Here is a 23,878-nt window from a genome sequence, read left to right as displayed (position 1 = left end):
GTGACCGACAAGATCCGCTCCCCGCGTGCCGAGCAGCCCGAGGAACCGTCTCCCGCCCCCACCGTCCCCGTCGACCGGCGCCTGCTGCGCTGGGAGATCCTGTGCGTGCTCGCCCTGTCCCTGGGCGCCGCGGCGGTCTCGGCGACCATCTCCTTCCTCGGCGTGCTCACCGCGTCCGAGGCCCTGTCCGAGCAGACCGCCAGCCTGGTGCGCCCCCGCGCGGCGGAGGAGCGCCCCTGGCTGGACCTGTCCTGGCAGCTGTACGCGGTGGCCTTCGCCCTGGTACCGGTCCTGCTGGTGGCCTACCTCATGCGCCGTTCGGGGGAGTCCTCGCGCACGCTGGGCTTCGACATGCGCCGCCCCGGCTTCGACCTGGGCGGCGGCGCCGCCCTCGCCGCGGCCATCGGCGCGGGCGGCCTGGCCGTGTACGTGGTGTCCTGGCGGCTGGGGCTGACGGTCACCATCGCGCCCAGCGCTCTGGCCGGCAACTGGTGGGACGTTCCCGTCCTGGTTCTCCAGGCGGCCAAGAACGGCGTCCTCGAAGAGGTGATCGTGGTCGGCTACCTCCTGCACCGGCTGGGGCAGCTGGGGTGGACACCGTGGAAGGCGGTGCTGGCCAGCTCGGTGCTGCGCGCCTTCTACCACCTCTACCAGGGCGTCGGGATGTTCTTCGGCAACCTGGTGATGGGCCTGGTCTTCGGCTGGTTCTACCTGCGCTACGGACGCGTGATGCCCCTGGTGGTGGCGCACACGGTCATCGACGTCGTGGCCTTCGTCGGCTCGGTGTACCTCATCGGCCGCCTCGACTGGCTCCCGGTGTGAGGCCGCGCGTGGCGAGGACGTCCTCCAGGTAGCGGGGGCGGCCCAGCAGCATGCCCACGGCCAGGTTGACCACGACCAGGAAGACCACCAGGAGCAGCGGCGCGTGCCAGCCCCCGCTGCCCTCGTGCAGCAGCCCGAACAGGAAGGGCCCCGCGCCGCCCATGAGGTAGCCCAGGCTCTGGCTGGAGGCCGACAGCGCCGCCGTCCCGGCGCCGGTGCGGGTGCGCAGCGCGAAGGAGGTCAGGGCGAAGACGAAGGTGCCCATGCCGATGCCCACGAGTGTGGTCCAGACCCACACGCCCGACAGCGGAGCGGTCCACAGCCCGGCCAGTCCCGCCATGTAGGCGACGGCGAACACGGCGACGAAGGGGCGCTGGTCGTCCAGACGGGTCAGCAGCGTGGGCAGCAGCAGGGACATGGGGATGCCCAGGAGGGTCAGGTAGGACAGCGCCAGGCCCGCGGTCTGGGCGTCCATGCCCTGGTCTCGGAGCATCTGCGCGTACCAGCCGAACATGATGTAGGCGATCGAGGACTGGGTGCCGAAGTAGAGCACGGACTGCCAGCCCAGGCCTGTGGACAGCACCTGGCGAAAGCCCAGCGCCTGGGCGGGGTCGCCGCGTCCGGGCCCGTGGCGCAGGACCAGCAGCCAGGGCACGGCGGCCGCGACGCCGAAGAGGGCGTAGGCGCCCAGGGCCGCGCGCCACTCACCGGTGGACTGCTCCAGGGGCACGGTGGCCGCGGCGGCGATGGTGGTGCCCAGGGCCAGGGCGGTGGTGTACACGGTGGTCATCAGGCCCACGCGCTCGGGAAAGTGCTGCTTGACCAGGGCGGGCAGGATGACGTTGCCGACGGCGCCGCCGGACAGCGCCACGGCGCTCAGGGCCAGGAACGCCCACGGCTCGGGGGCCACGGCCCGGGCGGCGAGGCCGACGGTGACCGCGGTCAGCGCGCAGACGAGCAGGTGGTGCTCGCCGAGGCGCCGGGCCAGGAGGGGGGTGAGACCGCCGAAGAGCGCGAAGCACAGTACGGGCAGGGTGGTGAGGAGCCCGGCGCCGACCGCGGTCATGCCCAGCCCCGCGGTGACCTCGTCGAGCACGGGGCCGACGCTGGTGATGGCGGTGCGCAGGTTCAGTGCGGCCAGGGCGATCCCCGCGGCGATCAGCAGCAGGACCGCTCGCGGGGGCCGTGCGGTTCCGCCCGCGGAGGGGCCGCTCGCCACGGGGGCGTGGGGCGCTGGTCCGACGCTCATGGAGGCGACTCACAGAGATTCATAGGATGACCCGATGTACTTCATGAGGATAACGCATTGCCGCTCGAGGCCAATTCCTGGCCGTAACTGGTCTAAGCTCCGGGCTTAACCGTTCCGTACCTGTGCGCTGGCCCTGTTATCCGGCGACCCGCCCTAGGAGGTAAACGCGTGCCCCTCGCCTCGACACGCCGGACCGGTCTCGTCGACCAGGTCATCAGTCAGCTCAGAGCCCAGATCGACTCGGGGGAATGGGGTGTCGGCGACCGCATCCCCACCGAGTCGGAGCTCTCCGACCAGCTTGAGGTGGGACGCAACACCGTCCGCGAGGCCGTTCGCGCCCTCGCCCACGCGGGGCTGCTGGAGATCCGCCAGGGGGCGGGCACCTTCGTCCGCGCCTCCAGCGAACTCGGCGGCGCCCTGCGTCGCCGCCTGGAGCGCTCCCGGCTGAGGGAGAACCTGGAGGTGCGCCGCGCGCTGGAGGTGGAGGCGGCCCGGCTGGCCGCGCTGCGCCACAGCGAGGAGGACATGGCCGACATCGACCGCGCCATGGCCCTGCGCGAGGCCGCCTGGCGCGAACGCGACATGGGCGCGTTCGTGGAGTCGGACTTCACCTTCCACCGGGCGGTCGTCAACGCCACCCACAACACGCTGCTCATCGACCTGTACGACGACATCGCGCAGGTGGTGTACGCGAGTATCGCCCACACGGCCTACGAGCAGAGCGACGAGGCGACCGACCAGCCCTCCTCGTCCACCGAGGGAGTGGACCACTCGAAGCTGACCGAGGCGATCCGGGGCGCCGACGCGACCGGGGCCGCCCGTGAGGCGACCTGCTACATCGACGAACTGCTCTCGCTCACCGAGGGCTGAGCGGCCCCGTCGCGCCGGGGTGCGGGGGCACCGCTCCGGACGGGCGTTCAGTCGCCCCGGTAGGCGTCGCCCACGGCGGAGCGCGGCGAGACCCTCGGCCGTGCCTCGGGGCGGCCCTCGGCGCCGCGCACGGACGCGTCACGCAGTGCGCCGAGCGTCCGCGAGCGCCCCGTCCCGCCGCGGCGGGAGCGCTCGCCCCCGCCCTCCCAGCCTGCGACCCGCGAGGGGTCCAGGCCGAGCAGCTCCAGGGTGCTCTCCCCCGCGTACACGGCGTCGATGATCTCCCGCTCCCGGGAGACGCTGTCCAGGGTCTCGGTGATGATGGAGCCCACCTGTCCCCGCGGCAGGCACACCACTCCGTCGTCGTCGGCGACGATCCAGTCGCCCCGGCGCACGGGCAGGGGGGCGGGACCGCCCGCCGTCATGCTGATCTGGCGCCCGACCGAGCCGCCCGCCTCGTGCCCGGCCTCGCGGACGGCGACCCCCGCGCCGAACACGGGCAGCTCACAGCGGACGATGGCGGCGATGTCGCGTACGCAGCCGTCCAGGACGATCCCCCTGACCCCACGGGTACTGGCGGCCACGGCGAGGAGTTCGTCGACGTAGCCGTACTCGGCCTCGCCCGCGACGTCGACCACGAGGGCGGAGCCGGGAGGGGCCTGGGCCACCGCGACGTGGATGGCGAGGTTGTCCCCCGGCGTGCAGCGGACCGGGAAGGCGGTCGCCGCGAAGGCGGCCCCCGGCCAGACGGAGAACAGGTGCGTACCGAACGGCCGACCGCCGCACCGTGCCAGCGCCACCGTGCCCACAGCCGTCAAGGTATCCGCAAGCGCCACGTCAGCCTCCCATTACACCCGCGCCGGTGCGGCCGGTTCGGACCGGCCCCTTCCTATACTCACGGGTAACTTAAGCGTGACGCAAGCCATGCGAAGCGGAAACACGTAAAAATGCTACCGCTGGTTACAGATTCGGCCGAAGAACACGGGAGCGTCCGTCCCGGGTGCCGCGGGCCCTTCCCGGGCCCGCGGGGCCGGTCTCCGGCCACGGCGCGGTCGGACGCGGTCAGTCGACCCGCTCCAGGGGGCGCTCTCCCCCTCGCCGTTCCTTGCGCACGGACAGGTGGTCCCAGCACTCCGCGTAGCCCACCCCCGGTGTCGAGCGCACCGAATCCAGGGCCTCCACCAGCTGGCACCGGTCGGGCGCGGTGAGGACGCCGATGATGTCGTAGCGGCCGAAACCGCTGGCCAGGAAGGAGATCCCGGGCATGTTCGCCAGTGCCGCGCCCAACGCCTCGGCGTCGCCCCGGCAGCGCAGGCCGAAGCCCAGCCGCTCGTTGGCCCCCACCGCCGCGGGCTCCACCAGCGCGGTCACGTGCACCACACCGGAGTTGAGCAGCCGCACCACCCGGGAGCGCGCGGCGGCCTGCGACAGGCCCACCTGGCGTGCCAGGTCCGCGTAGGAGGCCCGCCCGTCCTTGAGCAGCTGGCGGACCAGGCGCCAGTCCAGGGCGTCCAGCTCGATGTCGTGCAGTTCCCGCACACTGCTGTGGGCGTCCTTGAACACCGCGTTGGCGCGGAAGACCTCCGCGCCGTCCACGCCCGGCAGCGAGCGCAGCTCGGACAGCTCCTTGGACAGGGCGGCGTCGTCGGCCACCCGCACCTGAGCGACGGCGGGGAAGCGCCCGGCCGCCTGCGCGGCGAAGGTCACGGCCTCGCGTTCGCCCAGCGCGTCCAGCAGAGACCCCACGGGTCCGCTGACGTGGAACGACACGTGGCCGAGCACCTCCATTCCCACGACTCCGGCGTGCAGGACCCCGACGATCCTGATCGCCCCTGACCGCACGAGCTGGCGCACTCTCGCACGCACCGCCGTCCTCGACAGGCCGACTCCGTCGGCCAGTGCCTGGAACGTCGCTCTGCCGTCCCCCTGCAGCGCACGCATGAGCGCGGCGTCAACCGCATCGAGCACGATGGCTTGCCTTTCATTCCCATGACGCCGTCCTTCCCCCCGGACGACGCCCCCTCCTGCGGCCAGATCATCCCAGCTGCGGCGCCCGTGCACTACTGATCACGAAAGAAATCGGCTGATTCACCCCTTTGACTGCTCCGAAAACTTCGCCCAATGCCCCATCAACCACCTCAGTGCCACATAACAGACTTGTATAGAAGATCCATCATCACTGAGTAGTCGTCTCCACAACTCTCGCAAAGCGCCACACTGATCTGGCGGGCCCTCCAACACCCCAGGGAATCCCCCCATGCCCAGAGGCCACACGGGCGGCCCGCTCGACGCGTCCGAGCACACGCATGCCACCCGGCAGGGAACCGAACGACCCCTCCCAAGCGTGTACATAACAGGGGTTTCGGACACTTCCGGCCCCAGGTACCGCTCGGTGACCGCGGCGGGGACGACGGAGACAACGGGGCGGCAGTCCCGCGGCTGGAGAGGAACCACCGGTGGCAGCGGAGGACGATCAGCGGGACGGGGCGCCCGCGCGCCCCAGTACGGGCGGGGCGCTGCTGTGGACTGCGGCGTCGGCCCCCCTCCCGGGCCTGGCACACCTGCGGATGCGGCGCAGGACCGCGGGAACGGTGATCCTCGGCCTGTACCTGTCCGTGCTCCTGGGCCTGGTCGTGTGGGGCTGGCGGCTGGGCGCCGGCGAGACGGGGGCCATGACCATGGTGGCCACCATGGCGCTGCAGAACCGGTGGTTGCTGAGCGCCATGGGCGCGGTGTTCGTCGTGGCGGTGCTGTGGCTGACGGTCATCGTGCACTCCTGGGTGATCACCAGGCCCGTCGGCGCCTCCCTGGGCTCGCGGGTGCTCGGCGCCGCCGTGGTCCTGCTGCTGTGCCTGTCCGTCGCGGCGCCCTCCGCGCTGGCCCTGCACGGCGGCTACACCGCCTACCAGACGCTCAACAACGTGTTCCACGCCGAGGAGGACCCCCTCCAGCCGCCGCACGACGAGACCGACCCGTGGAACGGCCAGGAACGGGTCAACGTGCTGCTGCTCGGCTCGGACTCGGCGGACAACCGCTACGGCGTGCGCACCGACAGCATGATGATCGCCAGCATGGACACCCGCACCGGTGACACCGTGCTGGTGGGCCTGCCGCGCAACCTGGAGAACGTCCGGTTCCCCGAGGACAGCGCCCTGGCCGAGCGCTACCCCGAGCCGTACGGCTTCGACCTGCTGCTCAACGAGGTGTACCAGACGGTCGCCGAGGAACCCGAGGCACTCGCGCTCAGGCCGGCCGCGGCCGATCCCTCCGCCGACACCCTCAAGAAGGTGATCGGGTACAACGTCGGTCTGGAGATCGGCTACTACGCGATGGTCGACATGATGGGCTTCCGCGACCTGATCGACGCCATCGGCGGCGTGGAGGTACTCATCGAGGAACCGATCCCCTACGGCGTGCACGGCGGGGTGCTGGAGCCGGGTCTGCGCCACCTCAACGGCCACGACGCCCTCTGGTACGGCCGCTCCCGGACCAACAGCGACGACTACGGCCGGATGGGCCGCCAGGGCTGCCTGCTCAAGTACGTCGCCGAGCAGGTCGAGCCGACGACCGTCCTGACCAGCTACCGCAGACTGGCGGGCGCCACCGAGCGCACGCTGAGCACCGACATCCCCCAGGCCAAGGTCCCCGCGTTCATCGAACTGGCCGACATGGTCACCGACGGGGGCGGGATGAGCACACTCCAGCTGTCGCCGCCCCAGGTCAACACCGCCAACCCGGACTGGGAGACGGTCAAGGACCTGGTCGCCGAGGCCATCGCCGGGGAGGAGGCCGGTGACGGCGCTCCGACGGACGACGCCTCCGGCTCCCCGTCCGAGGACGCGTCCGACGAGCCGACCGAGCCGGCCGGGGCCGGGGAGGAGTCCGAGGACGACGGTCTCACCGAGTGGCAGGAGTACACCGGCCTGGACGAGGAGGAGCCCGCGGAACCGGGCCGCCAGGTGGGCGAGGAGCCCACCGCCCTGGAGGCCCTGTGCCCCTGACCCCGCGCTGACCCGGGTCCCGGGCCCGGCTGCCCTGGAGCGGTCCACGCGAAACCCCCTCTGACCGGTGTCGGTCAGAGGGGTTCGGTCTGTTGCGGCCTCCCCACGGCCGTGTGACCCTGACGCCGTGACCCCCGCGCAGATCTGGACCCTCGTCGCGTTGGGCGCCTTCCACGGCCTGCACCCGGGCATGGGCTGGCTGCTGGCCGTGACCCGCGGCCTGCAGGAGGGCGGCCGGGCCGAGGTGCTGCGCTCCTTGCCCGCCATCGCCGTCGGACACGCCGTCAGTGTCGGAGTGGCGGCCGTGGCCATCACCGCCACCGGCTCGGCCACCGCCTCGGTGCTCTTCCCGGTTGCGGGAGGCATGGTGATCGTACTCGTGGGGCTGGTGATGCTGCTGTCGCGGAAGCACTTCCACTGGCGCGAGGTGCGGCTGCCGCTGTGGCAGCTGACCGCGTGGTCGTTCCTGATGTCGTCGGCGCACGGCGCGGGCCTGATGCTGATGCCCGTGCTGTCGGGGCGGCTCACGCACACGCACTCCGGCGGGCACGGAGCGCACGGCGCCGTGGACCGGTCGGCGGAGGAGCCGGAGGAGGACCGCGGAGTCGTGGGCGCCGGGGCCGGAGGCGCCGGCGGAACCGAGGCGGCCGCGGCTCCGGAGGGCGCCGTGGCGGCCGCGGAGACGTGGAACCTGTGGGACGCGACACTGGTCGGCCTGGCCGCCACCGGGGTGCACACGGTGGCGATGCTGGCCGCGGCGGGGGTCGCCGCGCTGATCGCCCACGACTTCCTGGGTGTGCACGCGCTGCGCTGGCGCGGGGTCACCATGGACCGGATCTGGGCGCTGACGCTGGTCCTCGGCGGCCTGTTCGTCCTGTGGTCGGTCCGTTAGGACTGCTCTGTGACCGATTCGGCAGTCAGCGCGTTATCCCTGGTCAACGGCATGGAGGACGGCGACCGACCCCTCGGCATGGGAAATATGCCCGTAGTGTCTGAAATCTGGTTAATTCTGTAGGAGTTAACCACTCTGAAGCCCGCGCCGGCAGTCGACGAGCGCCGCCCGGCACGAACGTGGAGGAGCAAGGGGCATGACACACAGATCCGTGCGGTCCGAACGCCGGTGGTACAGGCTGATCACCACTGTGGCCGCCGTGGTCGTGCTGGGCGTCGTCGCCGTCGTGGGGGTCCGCTGGTTGGCCCACCACACCGACGTCCTTCCCCTGTCGACCCCCTGGGGCCCCGACTGCGCGGTGTGGGTGGACGGGGAGCAGGTCCGGCTGGACCGGGACCAGGCCCAGCGGGCCACCACCGCGGCCGCCGTCTCCGTGCAGGGCGACAGCGCCCCGATCGCGGCGCCCGACACCAGCGACGTCCCAGACTCCGTGACGACCCTCCTGGAGGAGGGGCCCGAGGAGGACGCCGGCCCCTCGCTGACCTGTCGGTCCACCAAGGACCCCGAGCTGAGGGTGCAGGAGGACCTGGAGCCCTCCGGCCTGACCGCGCGCGCCCAGCACCTCAAGGACGGCATGGAAGAGCACTTCTCCGGCCTGAGCCTGGGTGGCTACCATCCGGGCGGCTACGACACCGGGCACGGCGAGGACTCCGCGCACTACGAGGGCCGTGCGATCGACGTCTTCTACCGGCCGGTCAACGAGGAGAACCGCCGCGAGGGCTGGGTGATGGCGCACTGGCTGATCGCGCACGCCCCGGACTACGAGATAGACGTGATCATCTTCGACGACAAGATCTGGAGCACGTACTATCCGTCGCTGGGATGGCGCCACTACGAGGCCGACCCGGACAACGAGATCCTGAGGCACCTGGACCACGTACACGTGGACGTGCAACGCGGCGCGGAGACCTCCGACGGGGGTTAGGGCGTGTGCGGCGGCCACGCCCCGGGCCGGTACCGCCGCCGGCCGGTGTGGCGGCGGCAGCGCGGCGATGAGGACGTCCGAGGGGGCGGGAGCGGTCGCGGCGACGGCCGGGCCTGCGCCGCGACCGCCGTCCCCGGCCCGCTGTCCCCTCACTCGTCCAGGCGGAACCCCACCTTGAGGCCCACCTGGAAGTGCGCGACGTCGCCCTCCTCGATGTGCCCCCGGATCTCGGTGACCTGGAACCAGTCGAGTTCGCGCAGCGTGGCCGAGGCGCGGTCGATGCCGTTACGGATGGCCTGGTCGATCCCCTGCGGCGAGGTGCCGACGATCTCCGTGACGCGGTAGGTGTTGTGGGACATGTGGGACCCCCTGCGTAGTCGTTTACACGGTCGCGCACGGCGCGACCCCCCGCCTCCTGCTCTCCCCGTAATCCCACACGGCCACACGGGAGCGCCCTCCTTGCGCCCGTCCGAGGGCCGGGGAACGGGGCCGGGAACTTTACTGTGTGCCGAGAGCGACCAAGGAGACGGATGGGGCTCCCTTGACCCAAGAAAGCCGTGGTGACCACCGGAACAAAGAGGCACATGTTATGTGCGAAATGCCAGGTGAATCCCGATATGTGACCTAAGGCCCAGCATCAGCGGGACTCTCCCGAGACAACGTTGTAACTGACTCTTGACGTACACCGGGGGGCATCGGTGTACATTGGTTTCTAGCGCTTCGGTCCCCCGTCGAAGCGCGGGTGCGATGTTTCGAGCCCCCGTCGAAACATCGCCTGCGACGCCGGGTGGTTTGCCCCCGTAACCACCCGGCGTCGCCTTGTGTCCAGTCCGGGCCGCCTTCCGGCCGCCTGGCGGAGAACACCGACTCGTGCCCGTGGCTTTACCATGGAGACCGTTTCTTCGACTGGGGGTCAGCATTGGGTCAACCGACCGATCGACCGCGCTGCTCGCGGCGCGACTGCCGTGCCGAGGCGACGTGGGCACTGGTGTGGAACAACCCCAAGCTGCACACTCCCGACCGGCGCAAGGTGTGGGTGGCCTGCGACGAGCACCGGGAGTACCTGTCCAACTTCCTGGGCATGCGCGGGTTCCTGCGCGAGACCACGCCCATGGACGAGTTCGAGGGCTGACGGGGGCCGAGGAACCGTCCCGGCCCCGGGTCGGGACGGCCGGGGCCGGGAGCCTCCCCTTTCGTCCCCGCCCCCGCCGGGGCTTCCGCTCCACGGCCGTCCGCCAGGCCTCCACGCGCACCGCCTCGTGGCCGGGGTCGCCCGCGTGGGAGAGCGGTTCCCGGCCGGGGCTCGGCCCAGCCGGTCTCATGGCCCGCGCCCCCTCCACGGTGCGCGGGCCCACCCCCGTGCCCGGGGCCCGCGTCAGCTGCTCGGGGGCTCCAGCAGGCGGCGGGCGCGGGCGAGGTCGTCGGGGGTGTCGCAGTCTGCCACGGCCAGGTCGTCGGTCAGCGGCACCGCCCGGGGCCGGAGGGGGCCGAGCAGGCGGTACAGGGACCGGCCCCGGTAGTCGGCGAGGGCGGTGCGGACGGCGTCGGTGCGCCACACCCCGGTGAGCCACTGCTCGTGTCCGGTGGAGTCCACGAACACCGCGCCCGCGTCTCCCTCGTCCGGTGCGTCGGTGAGGGCTGCCAGGTGGCCGGTGTCCAGGTGGGGCAGATCGGCCGCGAGCAGCGCGAACCAGGGGGCCCGCGCGTGCGCCAGTCCGGCGCGCAGGGCGGGCACCGGGCCCGCGCCGGGCGGGTCCTCGCGGACGTAGAGGGCGCGTGGGCTCTCCCTCGGTGGGCCGACCACGATGATCCGGCCCCCGCCGGTGCCCTCCCCGGCCTCCCCACGGCTCTCCGCGGTGTCCCCCGCGCCGGCGGGCGTCGCGGTCCCGGTGCCGTGGGTACGGGCCGCGTCGGCGTTGTGGGCTCGGACCGTGTCGGTGACCCGCTCCAGCAGTGTCCGTCCGGCCACGGCCAGCCCCGGTTTGTCGGCGCCGCCCATGCGGCGGCCCGCTCCCCCGGCCAGCACGACCGCGTCCAGTGGCGCGCTCACCCCGTGGACCATGGCGCTCACCCCTCCGTCTCGGCCAGTCCGTCGACCACGTCGTCCAGGACGAACCCGCGGTCCCCCATCGACATCATTCGCAGCTCCTTGAGCGCGGGCACGGTGTCCACGCTGGTGCCCCGCGGCCCCTGGACCGTGCACACCCGCATGCAGTGCTGGGTGGGCTCGCGCCAGAAGTCGCGTTCGTCGATGGGCGCGATGCGGTACACCGTGGCCGGGTACTGGACCGGTCTGCTCGGCGAGTACCACTGCTGGGTGCGCGCCAGCACGAACCCCGTCAGGAGTGAGTCGAACACCCCGCCGAAGACGAGGTCCGTCAGGGCCTCGCGGTCGCCCTCCCGCTGGCACTCCTCGCAGCCGTCCAGCTCGGCCCGCAACAGCCATCGCGCCCGTGCGTGGCTCACTTCGGGGTTCTTGAGCTTGCTCGGGTGTCGGTGTCCCATGGGAAGAAGGTTACGCAGATCGGCGGAGACCGCCGACCCGCCGTGTCAGCCCTTGACGCACACCACCTGGCGCAGGCGGGCGACCACCTCGACCAGGTCGGTCTGGGCCTCGATCACCGACTCCAGGTCCTTGTAGGCGGCCGGGATCTCGTCCACGACGCCCGGGTCCTTGCGGCACTCCACTCCCCTGGTCTGTTCGGCCAGGTCGGCCGCGGTGAAGGTCCTGCGGGCCTTGTTCCGGCTCATCCTGCGCCCCGCCCCGTGCGAGGCGGAGTTGAACGAGGCGGGGTTGCCCAGCCCGCGCACGATGTAGGTCCCGCTCGCCATGCTGCCCGGGATGATCCCGAGCTCACCCTCCCCGCGTGGATGGCGCCCTTGCGGGTGACGAGCACGTCCACGCCGTCGTAGGTCTCCTCGGCCACGTAGCTGTGGTGGCAGGAGATCCACTGCCCGTGGTGCACGTCCGGCATGACGGCCAAGCCGTGCACCCACGGCACGCGGGTGACGTTGCGCAGCTGTTCCATCGCCGCGGTCTCGACCTCGTCGGGGTCGGCCCACATGCGGATGGGAACGCGTTCCTTGGGAACCTCGGTGCAGGGCATCTCCGGCCACCTCCCTTTCCGGACCAGGCCCGCGTGCGGTTCGCGAGGGCACGTACGCGGTCGCGCCTCCGAGGCTTCGGGCCAGAGTGAAGCGGGGCGTGCAACGTGTCTTGTGGGATACCCGGGATCGCGTGGAGCGCACAACGGGAAGGCGCGGCGCGGTGAGGCGCACGTGGCGGTGCGCACGGCGGTGCGGCCCGTGGTCCGCCGCGGGCGGACGGGCCGCCGCCCACGCGGGCCCGCGGCGGGCGGGAACGCGGGGGCCCGGCGCACCGGGACGGGACGGGCCGAGGGACGGAGCGGGGTCAGCCGCCGATCGCGGACATGGGTCGGGACGGTTGCAGGAAGCTGGGGTCGTTGATGCCGTGTCCGGGCAGCTTGGTGGCCACGGCGGCGGTCCAGCTCTGGGCGATCTCCTCGTCGGTGGCGTCGCCCCGCAGCAGGGCACGCAGGTCGGACTCCTCCCGGGCGAACAGGCAGTTGCGCACCTGCCCGTCTGCGGTGAGGCGGACCCGGTCGCAGTTCCCGCAGAAGGGCCGGGTGACCGAGCCGATGACACCGACGGTCGCCTGCTCCCCGTTGGGGAAGCGGGCGCCGCGCACGTGGAAGAGCTCGGCGGGCGCGCTGCCGCGCGTCCCGGCGTCGGCGGCGTCCAGGGTGAAGTCGTTCTCAAGGCCGGCGAGGATCTCCTCGGCGGTGATCATGGTGTCGCGCCGCCAGCCGTGCTGGGCGTCCAGCGGCATCTGCTCGATGAAGCGCAGCTCGTAGCCCCGCTCGATACAGAAGTGCAGGAGGTCGGCGGCCTCGGCGTCGTTGACGCCGCGCATCAGGACGGCGTTGACCTTGACGGGGGTGAGTCCGGCGCTGGCCGCTCCAGCCATACCGTCGAGGACGTCGTCGAGTCGGCGGCGCCGCGCCAGGGTCTCGAACACGTCCGGTCGGAGGGTGTCGAGGGAGACGTTGACGCGGTCGAGACCGGCCTCGGCCAGGGCGGGGGCCATCCGGGCCAGCCCGATGCCGTTGGTGGTCAGGGCGGTCTGGGGTCGGGGCCGCAGCTCGGTCGTCCCGGCGATGAGGCCGGGCAGGCCGCGGCGGAGCAGGGGTTCACCTCCGGTGAAACGCACCTCGGTGATGCCGAGGCGGGTCACACCGACACGGACCAGGCGGAGGAGTTCGTCGTCGGTGAGCAGTTCCGGCTTGGGCAGCCACTCCAGCCCTTCCGGGGGCATGCAGTAGGTACACCTGAGGTTGCAGCGGTCGGTGAGCGAGACCCGCAGGTCAGTCGCCACTCGCCCATAGGAGTCGGCCAGCACGGGCGTCACCCTCTCCAGTCCGAGTTACCGGGCAGTTCGTGCACAGAGGCATCTGCCCGGGAGATGCCCATAGATAAGCGTAGAAGATCCCCTTTTAACGATGTGTATTCACGAACACACCATATGACGCAATTCGTTGTTCAACACGAGAAGTTGTCGGCACCTGAGGCGATCGCACACACATACGGACGCGATCGTTACTCCCCCGATGCACGGCGGTCCCGCCGCGCCGTCCCGACCGCGTCAGGCTTGTACGAATGTCCAACACCGCCCTCGTGCATACCGCCCCCGCCCCACCGTAGGGTTCCGGGGACGGTCGCGGACGGTCCCGATCGTCGCAGACGAAGCCGCGGGCAAGGAGGCGGAACACGGTGATCACCACACGCGAGTGGGCTCTGGCGGGCGGACCCGACGGTTCGGGGAGGCTGGCGGCACGGGCGTGGGCCCCGACCGGGGGCGAGCCGACCTGGCTGGCGGTGCTGGTCCACGGCTACGGCGAGCACCTGGGACGGTACCAGCAGGTGGCCGAGGACCTGGTCGCGGCGGGCGCGGTGGTCTACGGCGCCGACCACCGGGGGCACGGGCGCTCCTCCGGCGAGCGGGTGCTGGTCGAGGACTACGCGGACGTGGTCGAGGACGTGCACCGGGTCGTCACCCAGGCGCGCACGGCCTACCGGACGCTGCCGCTGGTGCTCATCGGCCACTCCATGGGCGGACTGATCGCCTCCCGCTACGCCCAGACCCGCCCCGAGGAGCTCCGGGCACTGGTGCTCTCCGGACCCGTGCTGGGCCGGTGGGCCGCCCTGGAGCAGCTCGCCGCCGCCGAGGAGATCCCCGACGTCCCCATCGACCCCTCCACGCTCTCGCGCGACCCCGCCGTGGGCGAGGCGTACGTGGACGACGAACTGGTCTGGCACGGTCCCTTCAAGCGCGTCACCGTGAACTCCATGCTCACCGAGATGGAGCGGGGCCTGGCCTCCGGAAGTGTGGGCGCGCTGCCGCTGCTGTGGGTGCACGGGTCCGAGGACCGGCTGGTGCCCCTGGAGGGCACGAAGGTGGGCGTCACCTCGCTCATGGGCGAGGACTTCACCGCACGGGTCTTCCCCGGCGCCCGGCACGAGGTGTTCAACGAGACCAACCGGGACGAGGTGCTCGGCGAGGTGGTCCGCTTCGCGCGGCGGTTCGCCCTCCCGGACGGTACGTCCTAGGGAACGGGCACCGGCCGTGCGCGAACGGCGAGCCGGTGGCGGGGCTCCCCCGCCTCCCCGCCCGCCGCGCCCTCAGACGTACAGCCGTCCCCGGGGCTGGACCGGGTGGGCCAGGGTCTCGGTGTAGGCGGCGGCCAGGCGCTCCACGGCGTCGGCGAGCACGTCCGGCGGCTGGGTGTAGGACAGGCGCAGGTAGCGCTCCAGGGTGCCGTCGGCTCCGAACACCGGCCCGGCCGCCGGGTGCACCCCGTGCCGGACGGCGGCCGTGCTCAGCACGCTGGCCATGGGCTGGGGCAGCGTCGTCCACAGCACCAGCCCGCCTCCGGGAACGCTGGGCCGCCAGTCGGGCAGCCGTTCCCGCAGCGCGTACAGCAGCGCGTCGCGGTTGCGGCGCAGCTGGCGGCTGCGCTCGGCGCGGATGCGCATCACGTCGGCGAGCAGGTGGGTGGCGGTGAGCTGGTCCAGCACCGACCCGGCCAGGTCGAAACGCTGGCGCGCGGCCATCAGACGGGTCACCATCGGCGGCGTGGCGCGGATCCACCCCACCCGTAGTCCGCCCCACAGCAGCTTGGCCACCGAGCCCACCGTCAGTACCCGGCCGTCGGTGTCGTAGGCGGCCACCGGCGTGGGCAGGTCGCCGGAGTCGATGGCCAGTTCCGTGACCGACTCGTCGATGACCAGGTGGCTCTCCGACCGGCGCGCCTCGCGCACCAGGACGCGGCGCTCCTCGTCGTCCATCAGGGCGCCGGTGGGGTTCTGGAAGTCGGGGATGAGGTAGGCCAGTCCGGGCTTCCACCGGCGGAACGCGTCGACGAGGTACTCCATGTCCCAGCCCTGCGGCGTCACCCCGACGGTGCGTACCCGGGCCCCGCCCCGGCGGACGGCGTCCAGCGCGTGCGGGTAGGTGGGCGACTCCACCAGCACCTCGTCGCCGGGCTGCACGAGCAGGTCCAGGGCCAGCGCGATGCCCTGCTGCGCGCCGTTGGTGACGAAGATCTGCTCGGGGGTGGTGGGCAGTCCGCGCTCCACGTAGCGACGGGCGATGGCGTGCCGCAGCTCGGGCAGGCCGTAGGGGTGGTACCCCAGTCCGCCCACATGCGCGGCGAGCTGCTCGGCGGCCCGGAGCGCGGCGGCGCGCAGCCCCTCCACGGCCGGGGGTGCGGCCACGCCCAGGTCGATGTGCTCGGCGGCGGGGGCGAACGGCGAGGGCTCATCGGTACCGGAGTCGGGCAGGACGGTCCAGCTGCCCGCGCCCTGCCGGCTCTCCAGGAACCGGTTCTCGCGCAGCCAGGCGTAGGCGGCGGTGACGGTGTTGCGGCTGACCCCGAGCGCGGTGGCCAGATCGCGTTCGGCGGGCATCCGGGTGTTGCTGGGGACCCGTCCGTCCATGACCAGTCCGCTGACGGCGTGGGCGATGGCCAGGTAGTAGGGGCGCTCCACGGGCGCCTCGCCGATGAGGCGGGCCAGGAGGCGTCCGTTGATCCGCCCGGAGCGCTCCGCGGCGCGGTGACCGCTCTGCCTCGCCATGCCGTCTCCCGTCACCGCGTCGCGAACCAGGCCACTTGCCCGTGATTGGCACTTCATTCCCAGCGCCACATCCGCCACGATACTCAGGTGGCTCCCCCGCCGGGCCCCGGTGGCTCCGTGCCCCGGCCCCGCGTTCCCGGACCGCGCCTCCCGGCCCCGCGTCTCCCGTGCGGATCTTCGTCCGATGATCCCAGGTGCGAAAGGAACCCCATGACCGCACAGCCCCGTTCCGCCCGCGGCGCGGCCTCCGACCTGCTGGGCCGGGTGCTGATCACCCCGGTCCTGCCCCGCCCCCGGGTGCGCCGCCTGGTCCGGTTGTACACGGGCCTGGTCCTCTACGGCCTGAGCGGCGCCCTGCTCGTCCACGCCGGGCTGGGCGCGATGCCCTGGGACGTGCTGCACCAGGGCCTGGCCCGGCAGACCGGGCTGTCCATCGGCACGTGGAGCGTGCTGGTCGGCGCGATGCTGATGCTTCTGTGGATCCCCCTGCGCCAGAAGCCGGGTCTTGGCACGCTGAGCAACGTGGTCGTGGTGGGTATGACGGTGGACCTGTTCCTGTGGCTACTGCCCGCGACCGAGGTGTTGGCGGTGCGAGTGGCGTTGCTGGGACTCGGGGTGGTGGTGTGCGCGGTCGCGACCGGGTGCTACATCGGCGCCCAACTGGGCCCGGGCCCCCGGGACGGGCTGATGACCGGCCTGGCCGCGCGAGGATGGTCGGTACGCCTGGCGCGGACCGCGATCGAGGTGGGCGTTGTGGCCACCGGCTTCCTCCTGGGTGGAACGGTGGGTGTGGGGACCCTGGTGTTCGCGGTGGCGATCGGCCCGCTGGCCCAGCTCTTCCTGCCCCTGATGCGCATGCCCGACCGGGCTCCCGAGGCCACCGGGCTCCCGGACGCCCGGTGACCGCCGGCGGGCCGGTGCGCCGGTACGGCCTCCTCCCGCCCCACCGCCCCGCCGTGTGCCCTGTTCTTCGGGATCGCCTGCCCCGCCCGGGTTTCCGGTCGTCTGGCCACCGTACTCTCGATGGCCGGAAGCTGGCCTGTGACCGAATATTGATCACCGCGTCGTAACTTCTGGCCTGACAATCTCCCCCATTTCCCCACATTTCTCCCTGCACATTCCTATGCACGTGCAAGTGCGGTGGCGCGCCCCCTCCGGAGAGGGGAGGATGGGGACCGCGGTGAACGGAAAGGACCGTGTTCGGGCCGGTTCGCGGGCACCGGCCTTTTCGCCTGCCCTCACCTGGGCACATAACCGGGTGGAAGGCAAGCGGCGGCTGGTGCGGAGGCATAACGTGGCCCGAGCGGCGCCCCTTCCCGACCACGGGTCCGCTCCCGGTGGCGGGCTGGGTGGGAGAACCCCGGCGGAGCACGCGCACAGGCGTGCGCGCGTGGGGCCGCGAGAACGCGGTGCCATCCCACGAGGCGCCAACCGCAGGAACCAGGACGACGTGATGGGGGTGAGCCGCGTGCCCGGCTGGATTGAGGACTACGCAATGATCGGCGACATGCAGACCGCCGCGCTGGTCGGGCGTGACGGCTCCATCGACTGGGCGTGCCTTCCCGACTTCGACTCCTCCGCCTGTTTCGCCGCGATGCTGGGCGACGACCAGAACGGCAGCTGGATCCTGCGGCCCGCCGAGGGCGACCCCCGTGCCACCCGCCGCCGCTACCGGGGCGACACGCTCATCCTGGAGTCGGAGTGGGACACCGAGAACGGTTCCGTCCGGATCATCGACTTCATGCCGCCGCGCGGCGGTGCCCCGCACATCGTCCGCATCGTCGAGGGGCTGGCGGGTTCGGTGTGCATGGAGACCACCATGCGCATCCGCTTCGACTACGGCCACGTCGTTCCGTGGGTGCACCGCGCCGGTACCGAGCTGGTGGCCATCGCGGGCCCCGACTCCGTCTGGCTGAGCAGTCCCATCCCCCTGCAGGGCCACAACTTCACCCACGACGCCACCTTCACCGTCACCGCCGGACAGCGTGTTCCGTTCGTGATGACCTGGCACCCCTCCCAGGTGGAGGAGTCCGACCACCTGGACGCCGAGAAAGCGCTCTCCCGCACCGAGCGGTTCTGGGAGAAGTGGGTGAACCAGTGCACCTACGAGGGCCCCTACCGCGAGGCGGTCATCCGCTCCCTCATCGTGCTCAAGGCCCTCACCTACCGTCCCACCGGCGGAATCGTCGCCTCGCCCACCACCTCCCTGCCCGAGCACCTCGGCGGGGTGCGCAACTGGGACTACCGCTACTGCTGGCTGCGCGACGCCACCATCACCCTGGAGGCGTTGATCCGCTCCGGGTACAAGGACGAGGCGCTGGCCTGGCGCGAGTGGCTGGTGCGCGCGGTCGCGGGCGAACCCCAACTCATGCAGATCATGTACGGCATCCGCGGCGAGCGCAGGCTCACCGAGTGGGAGGCCGACTGGCTGCCGGGCTACGAGGCCTCCCATCCGGTCCGGATCGGCAACGCCGCCGTGGGCCAGTACCAGCTGGACGTCTACGGCGAGGTCATGGACGTGCTGCACCTGGCCCGCCGCCACAACATCCGCGGCGGCGACTACCTGTGGGGGCTGCAGCGCTCCCTGGTCAACTACCTGGAGTGGTGCTGGGACGAACCGGACGAGGGCCTGTGGGAGGTGCGCGGTCCGCGCCAGCACTTCGTGCACTCCAAGGTGATGGCCTGGGTGGCCGCCGACCGGGCGGTGCGCAGTATCGAGGAGTTCGGCAAGGAGGGTCCCATCGAGCGGTGGAGGTCCCTGCGCGACACCATCCACGCCGAGGTGTGCGAGTACGGCTACGACCCCCAGCGCAACACCTTCACGCAGTACTACGGCAGCAAGGAGCTGGACGCCGCGCTGCTGCTCATCCCCGAGGTGGGTTTCCTTCCCTACGACGACCCGCGTGTGGTCGGCACCATCGAGGCGATCCGCAAGGACCTGATGGTGGACGGGTTCGTGCTGCGCTACCGCACCGACCTGGACGACTCCGCGGACAAACTGCCCGGTGACGAGGGCGCCTTCCTGGCGTGCAGCTTCTGGATGGCCAACGCGCTGCTGTCCATCGGCCGCCAGGACGAGGCCCGCGACCTGTTCGACCGGCTGCTGTCGCTGCGCAACGACGTGGGTCTGCTGGCCGAGGAGTGGGACCCGCGCGAGAACCGCCAGGTCGGCAACTTCCCCCAGGCCTTCAGCCACGTGCCGCTGGTGACCACCGCACTGAACCTGAGCACCCACCAGGGAGGCTGGCGCGCCGAGTAGGGCGCCGCACCCCGCCCGGCCGACCCCACACGGCCCTCGTCCCCGGCACGTCCTCCCCCACCGGCGCCGTCCCCCGCCGACACCGTCCTCCCACCAGAGCAGGAGCGCGCCCCCGCGGCTCGACCGGTCGCGGGGGCGCCGCCACCTGGCCGCCTACCTGGGGGCACTCGGTCCGGCCCGCCGCTCACGCCCTGCTCGCCCGCCACACGCGGGTGCACGGCGCGCAGAGCGCCGGGACGGAGCGCGTCCGCGCCCACCCTCGCCAGCGGCAGGACCGCGTCCGCGGCCAGCGGGGCCGTGCACGCGGACGGGTCGGACGCCCGGCTCCGGGCCCCGGGGGGGGAACGCACGGTCCGGGAACGGCCCGGAGGCCCGGAGGCCCGGAGGCCCGAAGCGGCCGTGGACGTCGCTCCGTGGCGCTAGTGTTCTGGCCATGCCCAAGGACCTGAAAGAAATCATGGAAGCTGGCTGGGCCGAGGCTCTGGAGCCGGTCGCACCGCAGATCGCCGCGATGGGCGAGTTCCTCCGGCAGGAGGTCGCGGAGGGCCGCACCTACCTGCCCGCGGGGGAGAACGTCCTGCGCGCCTTCCAGCAGCCCTTCGCCGACGTGCGCGTGCTCATCGTGGGCCAGGACCCCTACCCGACCCCGGGCAACGCGGTGGGCCTGAGCTTCTCGGTCGCCCCGGACGTGCGCCTGCCCGCGAGCCTGCGCAACATCTACAAGGAGATGGTCGACGACCTGGGGGTGCCCATGCCCTCCAACGGCGACCTGACCCCGTGGACCCACCAGGGCGTGCTGCTGCTCAACAGGGTGCTCACGGTGGAGCCGGGCAAGGCCGGATCGCACCGGGGCAAGGGCTGGGAGGCCGTCACCGAGCAGGCCATCCGCGCGCTCGCCGAGCGCGACAAGCCGCTGGTGGGGATCCTGTGGGGGCGCGACGCCCGCAACCTGCGGCCCATGATGCCGGGTGTGCCGTGCGTGGAGTCCGCGCACCCGAGCCCGCTCTCGGCCAAGAACGGGTTCTTCGGCTCCAGGCCCTTCAGCCGCGCCAACGAGCTGCTGAAGGAGCAGAACTCCGAACTGGTGGACTGGGAGCTGCCCTAGCCGGTCCGCGCACCCGGACCCGACACGTTCCACAACCCCCGAGACCCTTGTGAACTGCGGACTCGGTGCCACCTCCGGCGCCGGGTCCGACCGCGTTTCCACCCCCTCGAAACCGGAGAGGCCCCCGATGGCGAAACGGCTCACCTACGCGGAAGCCCTGAAGATCCTCGGACAGAACGACTCGGAGGTGATGGGTCTCGCCGAAAGGCTCACGGACGGCGGCCTGGGACTGATGGGGGTCCCCGACCTCTTCGGAGCCCGAGGAGCGCTGGTGAGCGGGGGCCGCCGGGCCGTCGAGGGGATCCGGGACAAGATCAGCGGTGAGAGCCGCCTGTCCCGGACCGAGAAGATCGAGGCCGCGCACCAGATCCTCGTGGTCGTCGCCTTCTTCGAGGCGGTGGAGGAGGCCCTGGCCGCGCTGGACGCGCCCTTCGCCCTGAAGGACCTGGAGTTCACCAAGGAGGAGCAGACCGGGCTGATGCAGCGCGTCCTGGCGCACGGCGGCTCCGCACCGGCCATGTCCCTGGGACCGGGCTGGGCTCCCCGTTTCTTCTCGGACTTCCTGTTCCGGGACTTCGCCGAAGCCCTGACGGGGCTCGCGGTGGCCGAACGGCACGGCATCACCTCGGGCGACCACTCCCTCCTCAGGAAGATGGGGGACGTCGTCCCCGAGTACGCCGCCCGGCGGTACCGGGAGTCCTACCGCCAGCTCTCCGCCGACATCCCCGAGTTCGGGATGTGGGTGCACCTCGCCGAGCACGAGAACACGCGCGCGGCCGTCGGAACGGGGCTCGGGGAGCTGCGGCGGTACCTGGAGGAGGTCGGTTCCCACCGCGAGGTGGACACCCGGCGACGGGAGCTGTCCGCCGGTTACCAGGCGGTCCTGCGCCAACCCGTGCTGCGTTCGGAGGACCTTCCGCCGGGGCTCTCCCTGCCCACGTTGGAGGAGGCCTACGTCGCCCCCCGGGGCCGTGCCGCCTACGCGGTGCACAGCGGTACCCCCTCCGCCGAGGAGTGGTGGGACCGGCTGCCCGTGGTCGAGGACCTCCAGCCGGTGATCGCCGCCCACCTCGTCCACCCGCTCGCCACGGAGATCCCCACGGTCATCCTGGGCCACCCCGGGGCGGGCAAGTCCAAGTTCACCGAGATGCTGGCGGCCCGCCTGCCCGCGTCGGACTTCCTCCCGATCCGGGTGGAGCTGCGCTCGGTCCAGCCGAACGCCCCCATCCACGTGCAGATCGAGGAGGGACTCGCCGCGACGCTCCACACACGGGTCTCCTGGCGCGAACTCGCGGAGTCGGCGGACGGGGCACTGCCCGTCGTCATCCTGGACGGCTTCGACGAACTCCTCCAGGCCACCGGCGTGGACCGCTCCGACTACCTGGAACGGATCCAGGAGTTCCAGCACCAGCAGGAGGCGTTGGGCCAACCCGTGACAGTCATCGTCACCAGCCGCACCGTGGTGGCGGACCGGGCCCGCTTCCCCGACGGCTCCATGGTGATGCGGCTGGAACCCTTCAACGAGGAGCAGATGGGGAAGGCGCTGGGCGTGTGGAACCGGGTGAACGCCCGGTCCCTGACCCACGAGGGGCGTTGGCCGCCCACGATGAAGGAGCTCCTCCCCTACCGGGAACTGGCCGAGCAGCCGCTGCTGCTGATGATGCTGCTGATCTACGACGCGGCGGAGGAGCCCCTGCTCCGGACCGAGAGGACCCTCTCCCACGGCGAGCTGTACGAGAGCCTCCTGGGAAAGTTCGCCCGCAGGGAGGTGGACAAGCACCGGCCCCATCTCAACGACGGGGACCTGGGCGACGCGGTCGAGGACGAACTCCGCCGTCTGGAGGTCGCCGCCCTGGCGATGTTCACCCGCCGCAGGCAGAGCGTGAACGCCAATGAGCTGGACCGGGACCTGGCGGTCCTCATGCCCGACGCGGCGGTGCGCGCCGAGGACGCCGACCTGCACGGTCGGATCGCCCCGGCCCACCAGGTCCTGGGCAGGTTCTTCTTCGTCCACGAGGCCCGCGCGAAGGTCTCCGGAGGGGACGCGAGCGTCTTCGAGTTCCTGCACGCCACCTTCGGCGAGTACCTCGTGGCGCGGGCCGTGGCCGCCGCACTGGAGGAGCTGGACGCGTCCCGGGCGAGCTCGTCCCGGCGCAGGGGACGCGCCGCGCGGATCGACGACGGGGAGCTGTACGCTCTGTCCTCCTTCGCCGCCTACGCGGGACGCGAGAAGGTCGTGGACTTCCTCGCCGAACTCCTGGAGCGCCGGTTCACCGAGGAGCCGGAGGCCCGCGATGACTATGCGCGGCTGCTCGTGGAGCTGTTCCAGGAGGCGCCCTTCCCGGCCTCCAACCGCTCCTACACCGCCTACGAGCCCGTGCGGCTGCCACTGACCCGACGCGAGGCCAACTACACCAGCAACCTCATGATCCTGCTGTGTCTCGTGCGCGAGGATCCGGTCGACATCCGGAAGCTGTTCCCCGACTCCCCCGACCCCCTCCAGGACTGGCAGCACACGGCCGCGCTGTGGCGGACCCTGCCGGGAACCGAGTGGTTCAGCATCGTGGCGACCCTGCGTGTGCGCCACCTGAACGGCTGGCACGCGGGCGGGGTCGCCACCGTCGTGGATCTGGACGACGCCTCACCGGTCAGCGTCGGGGAGAGCATGGGGTTCGAGCTGCGGATGAACGTGGACGCCGAACCGTCCGTGCTCGACCCCTACGAGATCACGGTGCCGCACGACACGACCACCTCCCGTCTGCTGCGGTCGACGGCGATGCGGGTCAACGGCACGGCCGCGCGCTTCCTGCTCGGTCTGCTGCCCTATCTGCGTCACGTCTCCGATGACCTGGCGACCTGGTACTCGGAGTCGGGCACCGAAGGCGAAACGGCCTGGTTCGACCTGCACGAGGTGCTGCGGCTGCGCCTGACACCGGTGACCGAGAGCCCCCACGAGCGGCTGAAGGCCTACAGGCGGTTGTTCGCCAGCAGTCGGACCCTGGGACGTCTGGAACACCTGGCGCTCAGGCAGGCCGTGGAGGACCTCGGCATGTCCTCACCCGAGAACGGATTCGCCAAGGATGTACGGACTCTGCTGGAGTACTACCTCTCCCGGGTGACGGAGGTGGTGACCGGCCCCCAGCTCAGCCTCCCGGTGGTCGCGCCGACGCTTCTCCGTCTGGAGGGCTTCGTCGGCCAGGAGAGCCTCTCGCGCGTCCTCGGGCTGGCGCGCGGGGACGCCCTCCCCGAACTCCGAGCGCAGGCCACCGACACCGTCGTCCCCGTTCCCCTGTCCCGGGACCGCGACCAGGCGGGTGTGGGGAACCACTACGACAGCGCGGGCCCGGGCCACGGGCTTTCGTAGCGGCGCCGGCCCCCACCGGATGATCTTGCCCCCAGCGGCAATCTCGGCGGGGTGGTTTCTAGTGTTTGTTGCAACGTTCCTGGTCAGGGGAGAGGGTTGTGGCAGGGAAGCGACTGAATCGAGATGAGCGGGTCCAGATCCAGACGCTGTGGTCTGAGGGCTACACCTACGAGCAG

The 23,878-nt window shown here is 71.7% G+C and carries 19 protein-coding genes and 1 pseudogene; 11 read left to right on the top strand and 9 right to left on the bottom strand.

Annotated elements, in window-relative coordinates; translation table 11 throughout:
• Positions 1–822 carry a CPBP family intramembrane glutamic endopeptidase gene (locus FYX01_RS18340; RefSeq protein WP_150243028.1) on the top strand — a complete coding sequence of 274 codons (822 nt, stop codon included), beginning with the start codon at positions 1–3 and terminating at the stop codon, positions 820–822.
• Here the strand turns inward: FYX01_RS18340 and FYX01_RS18335 are convergent.
• Entirely contained in the window at positions 791–2,071 is a 1,281-nt protein-coding gene (locus FYX01_RS18335) for an MFS transporter (protein WP_190394381.1), read from the bottom strand. The genes FYX01_RS18340 and FYX01_RS18335 overlap by 32 nt on opposite strands.
• 168 nt (positions 2,072–2,239) lie before the next feature.
• Between FYX01_RS18335 and FYX01_RS18330 the strand changes: the two genes are divergently transcribed.
• Positions 2,240–2,941, top strand: a complete 702-nt coding sequence (locus tag FYX01_RS18330) for a FadR/GntR family transcriptional regulator (RefSeq protein WP_150243026.1) — start codon at positions 2,240–2,242, stop codon at positions 2,939–2,941.
• A 47-nt stretch (positions 2,942–2,988) separates the two neighbouring features.
• Here the strand turns inward: FYX01_RS18330 and FYX01_RS18325 are convergent, their stop codons facing one another.
• Both FYX01_RS18325 and FYX01_RS18320 read right to left on the bottom strand, forming a co-directional pair.
• Entirely contained in the window at positions 2,989–3,750 is a 762-nt protein-coding gene (locus FYX01_RS18325; protein ID WP_150243024.1) for an RraA family protein, read from the bottom strand.
• Between the two features lie 253 nt (positions 3,751–4,003).
• Positions 4,004–4,909 (bottom strand): Lrp/AsnC family transcriptional regulator, encoded by a 906-nt coding sequence (locus FYX01_RS18320; protein ID WP_150243022.1) that lies wholly within the window; start codon positions 4,907–4,909, stop codon positions 4,004–4,006.
• Positions 4,910–5,397: 488 nt separating this feature from the next.
• Between FYX01_RS18320 and FYX01_RS18315 the strand changes: the two genes are divergently transcribed.
• The 3 genes from FYX01_RS18315 to FYX01_RS18305 all read left to right on the top strand — a co-directional run bounded on the left by FYX01_RS18315 (position 5,398) and on the right by FYX01_RS18305 (position 8,819).
• Positions 5,398–6,942, top strand: coding sequence for an LCP family protein (locus tag FYX01_RS18315; RefSeq protein ID WP_150243020.1), 1,545 nt, complete (start codon positions 5,398–5,400; stop codon positions 6,940–6,942).
• Between the two features lie 127 nt (positions 6,943–7,069).
• On the top strand, positions 7,070–7,834 hold the full coding sequence (locus FYX01_RS18310; protein WP_150243018.1) for a cell wall anchor protein: 765 nt from the start codon (positions 7,070–7,072) through the stop codon (positions 7,832–7,834).
• 196 nt (positions 7,835–8,030) lie between these two features.
• On the top strand, positions 8,031–8,819 hold the full coding sequence (locus FYX01_RS18305) for a VldE C-terminal domain-containing protein (protein ID WP_150243016.1): 789 nt from the start codon (positions 8,031–8,033) through the stop codon (positions 8,817–8,819).
• Between the two features lie 149 nt (positions 8,820–8,968).
• Here FYX01_RS18305 and FYX01_RS18300 read toward each other — a convergent pair whose 3' ends face one another.
• Entirely contained in the window at positions 8,969–9,178 is a 210-nt protein-coding gene (locus FYX01_RS18300; protein ID WP_150243014.1) for a dodecin, read from the bottom strand.
• A gap of 560 nt (positions 9,179–9,738) precedes the next feature.
• On the opposite strand from FYX01_RS18300, the gene FYX01_RS18295 reads away from it, so the two are divergent.
• A complete protein-coding gene (locus FYX01_RS18295) occupies positions 9,739–9,951 on the top strand; it encodes a hypothetical protein (RefSeq protein ID WP_150243012.1) in 213 nt (70 codons plus the stop codon).
• A gap of 243 nt (positions 9,952–10,194) precedes the next feature.
• Here FYX01_RS18295 and mobA read toward each other — a convergent pair whose 3' ends face one another.
• The 4 genes and pseudogenes from mobA to moaA form a co-directional block, all read right to left on the bottom strand.
• Positions 10,195–10,869 carry a molybdenum cofactor guanylyltransferase gene (gene mobA / locus FYX01_RS18290; RefSeq protein WP_150243010.1) on the bottom strand — a complete coding sequence of 225 codons (675 nt, stop codon included), beginning with the start codon at positions 10,867–10,869 and terminating at the stop codon, positions 10,195–10,197.
• A gap of 17 nt (positions 10,870–10,886) precedes the next feature.
• Complete coding sequence (locus FYX01_RS18285) at positions 10,887–11,324, bottom strand: hypothetical protein (protein ID WP_150243008.1); 438 nt, start codon at positions 11,322–11,324, stop codon at positions 10,887–10,889.
• Between the two features lie 45 nt (positions 11,325–11,369).
• Positions 11,370–11,926: pseudogene (locus tag FYX01_RS18280) on the bottom strand (RtcB family protein).
• A gap of 305 nt (positions 11,927–12,231) precedes the next feature.
• Positions 12,232–13,239, bottom strand: a complete 1,008-nt coding sequence (moaA, locus tag FYX01_RS18275; RefSeq protein WP_150243186.1) for a GTP 3',8-cyclase MoaA — start codon at positions 13,237–13,239, stop codon at positions 12,232–12,234.
• 371 nt (positions 13,240–13,610) lie between these two features.
• On the opposite strand from moaA, the gene FYX01_RS18270 reads away from it, so the two are divergent.
• Positions 13,611–14,447 (top strand): alpha/beta hydrolase, encoded by an 837-nt coding sequence (locus FYX01_RS18270; RefSeq protein WP_150243006.1) that lies wholly within the window; start codon positions 13,611–13,613, stop codon positions 14,445–14,447.
• Positions 14,448–14,519: 72 nt separating this feature from the next.
• On the opposite strand, the gene yczR is transcribed toward FYX01_RS18270, so the two are convergent.
• A complete protein-coding gene (gene yczR / locus FYX01_RS18265; protein WP_150243004.1) occupies positions 14,520–15,974 on the bottom strand; it encodes a MocR-like transcription factor YczR in 1,455 nt (484 codons plus the stop codon).
• 210 nt (positions 15,975–16,184) lie between these two features.
• Here yczR and yczE point away from each other — a divergent pair, with 210 nt between their 5' ends.
• The 4 genes from yczE to FYX01_RS18245 all read left to right on the top strand — a co-directional run bounded on the left by yczE (position 16,185) and on the right by FYX01_RS18245 (position 23,702).
• Positions 16,185–16,877, top strand: a complete 693-nt coding sequence (gene yczE / locus FYX01_RS18260) for a membrane protein YczE (RefSeq protein ID WP_150243001.1) — start codon at positions 16,185–16,187, stop codon at positions 16,875–16,877.
• A gap of 550 nt (positions 16,878–17,427) precedes the next feature.
• Positions 17,428–19,233: a glycoside hydrolase family 15 protein gene (locus FYX01_RS18255; RefSeq protein ID WP_223830537.1), complete on the top strand. Its 1,806-nt coding sequence runs from the start codon at positions 17,428–17,430 to the stop codon at positions 19,231–19,233.
• Positions 19,234–19,666: 433 nt separating this feature from the next.
• Positions 19,667–20,338 carry a uracil-DNA glycosylase gene (locus FYX01_RS18250; protein ID WP_150243000.1) on the top strand — a complete coding sequence of 224 codons (672 nt, stop codon included), beginning with the start codon at positions 19,667–19,669 and terminating at the stop codon, positions 20,336–20,338.
• A 127-nt stretch (positions 20,339–20,465) separates the two neighbouring features.
• Entirely contained in the window at positions 20,466–23,702 is a 3,237-nt protein-coding gene (locus FYX01_RS18245; protein ID WP_150242998.1) for an NACHT domain-containing protein, read from the top strand.
• The last annotated feature ends 176 nt before the right edge of the window (positions 23,703–23,878 follow it).

This window comes from Nocardiopsis quinghaiensis, from assembly GCF_008638365.1.
GTDB classification, from domain to species: Bacteria; Actinomycetota; Actinomycetes; order Streptosporangiales; family Streptosporangiaceae; genus Nocardiopsis; species Nocardiopsis quinghaiensis.
The sequence above is the reverse complement of the archived record's forward strand: the minus strand, read 5'-3'. Positions and strand labels throughout refer to the sequence as shown.

Excerpts from the sequence above, each read along its gene's own strand:
- FYX01_RS18335 (WP_190394381.1), bottom strand. The coding sequence starts at position 2,071 with ATGAGCGTCGGACCAGCGCCCCACGCCCCCGTGGCGAGCGGCCCCTCC.
- yczR (WP_150243004.1), bottom strand. The coding sequence starts at position 15,974 with ATGGCGAGGCAGAGCGGTCACCGCGCCGCGGAGCGCTCCGGGCGGATC.
- FYX01_RS18305 (WP_150243016.1), top strand. The coding sequence starts at position 8,031 with ATGACACACAGATCCGTGCGGTCCGAACGCCGGTGGTACAGGCTGATC.
- FYX01_RS18300 (WP_150243014.1), bottom strand. The coding sequence starts at position 9,178 with ATGTCCCACAACACCTACCGCGTCACGGAGATCGTCGGCACCTCGCCG.
- yczE (WP_150243001.1), top strand. The coding sequence starts at position 16,185 with ATGACCGCACAGCCCCGTTCCGCCCGCGGCGCGGCCTCCGACCTGCTG.
- FYX01_RS18285 (WP_150243008.1), bottom strand. The coding sequence starts at position 11,324 with ATGGGACACCGACACCCGAGCAAGCTCAAGAACCCCGAAGTGAGCCAC.
- FYX01_RS18255 (WP_223830537.1), top strand. The coding sequence starts at position 17,428 with ATGGGGGTGAGCCGCGTGCCCGGCTGGATTGAGGACTACGCAATGATC.
- FYX01_RS18250 (WP_150243000.1), top strand. The coding sequence starts at position 19,667 with ATGCCCAAGGACCTGAAAGAAATCATGGAAGCTGGCTGGGCCGAGGCT.
- FYX01_RS18245 (WP_150242998.1), top strand. The coding sequence starts at position 20,466 with ATGGCGAAACGGCTCACCTACGCGGAAGCCCTGAAGATCCTCGGACAG.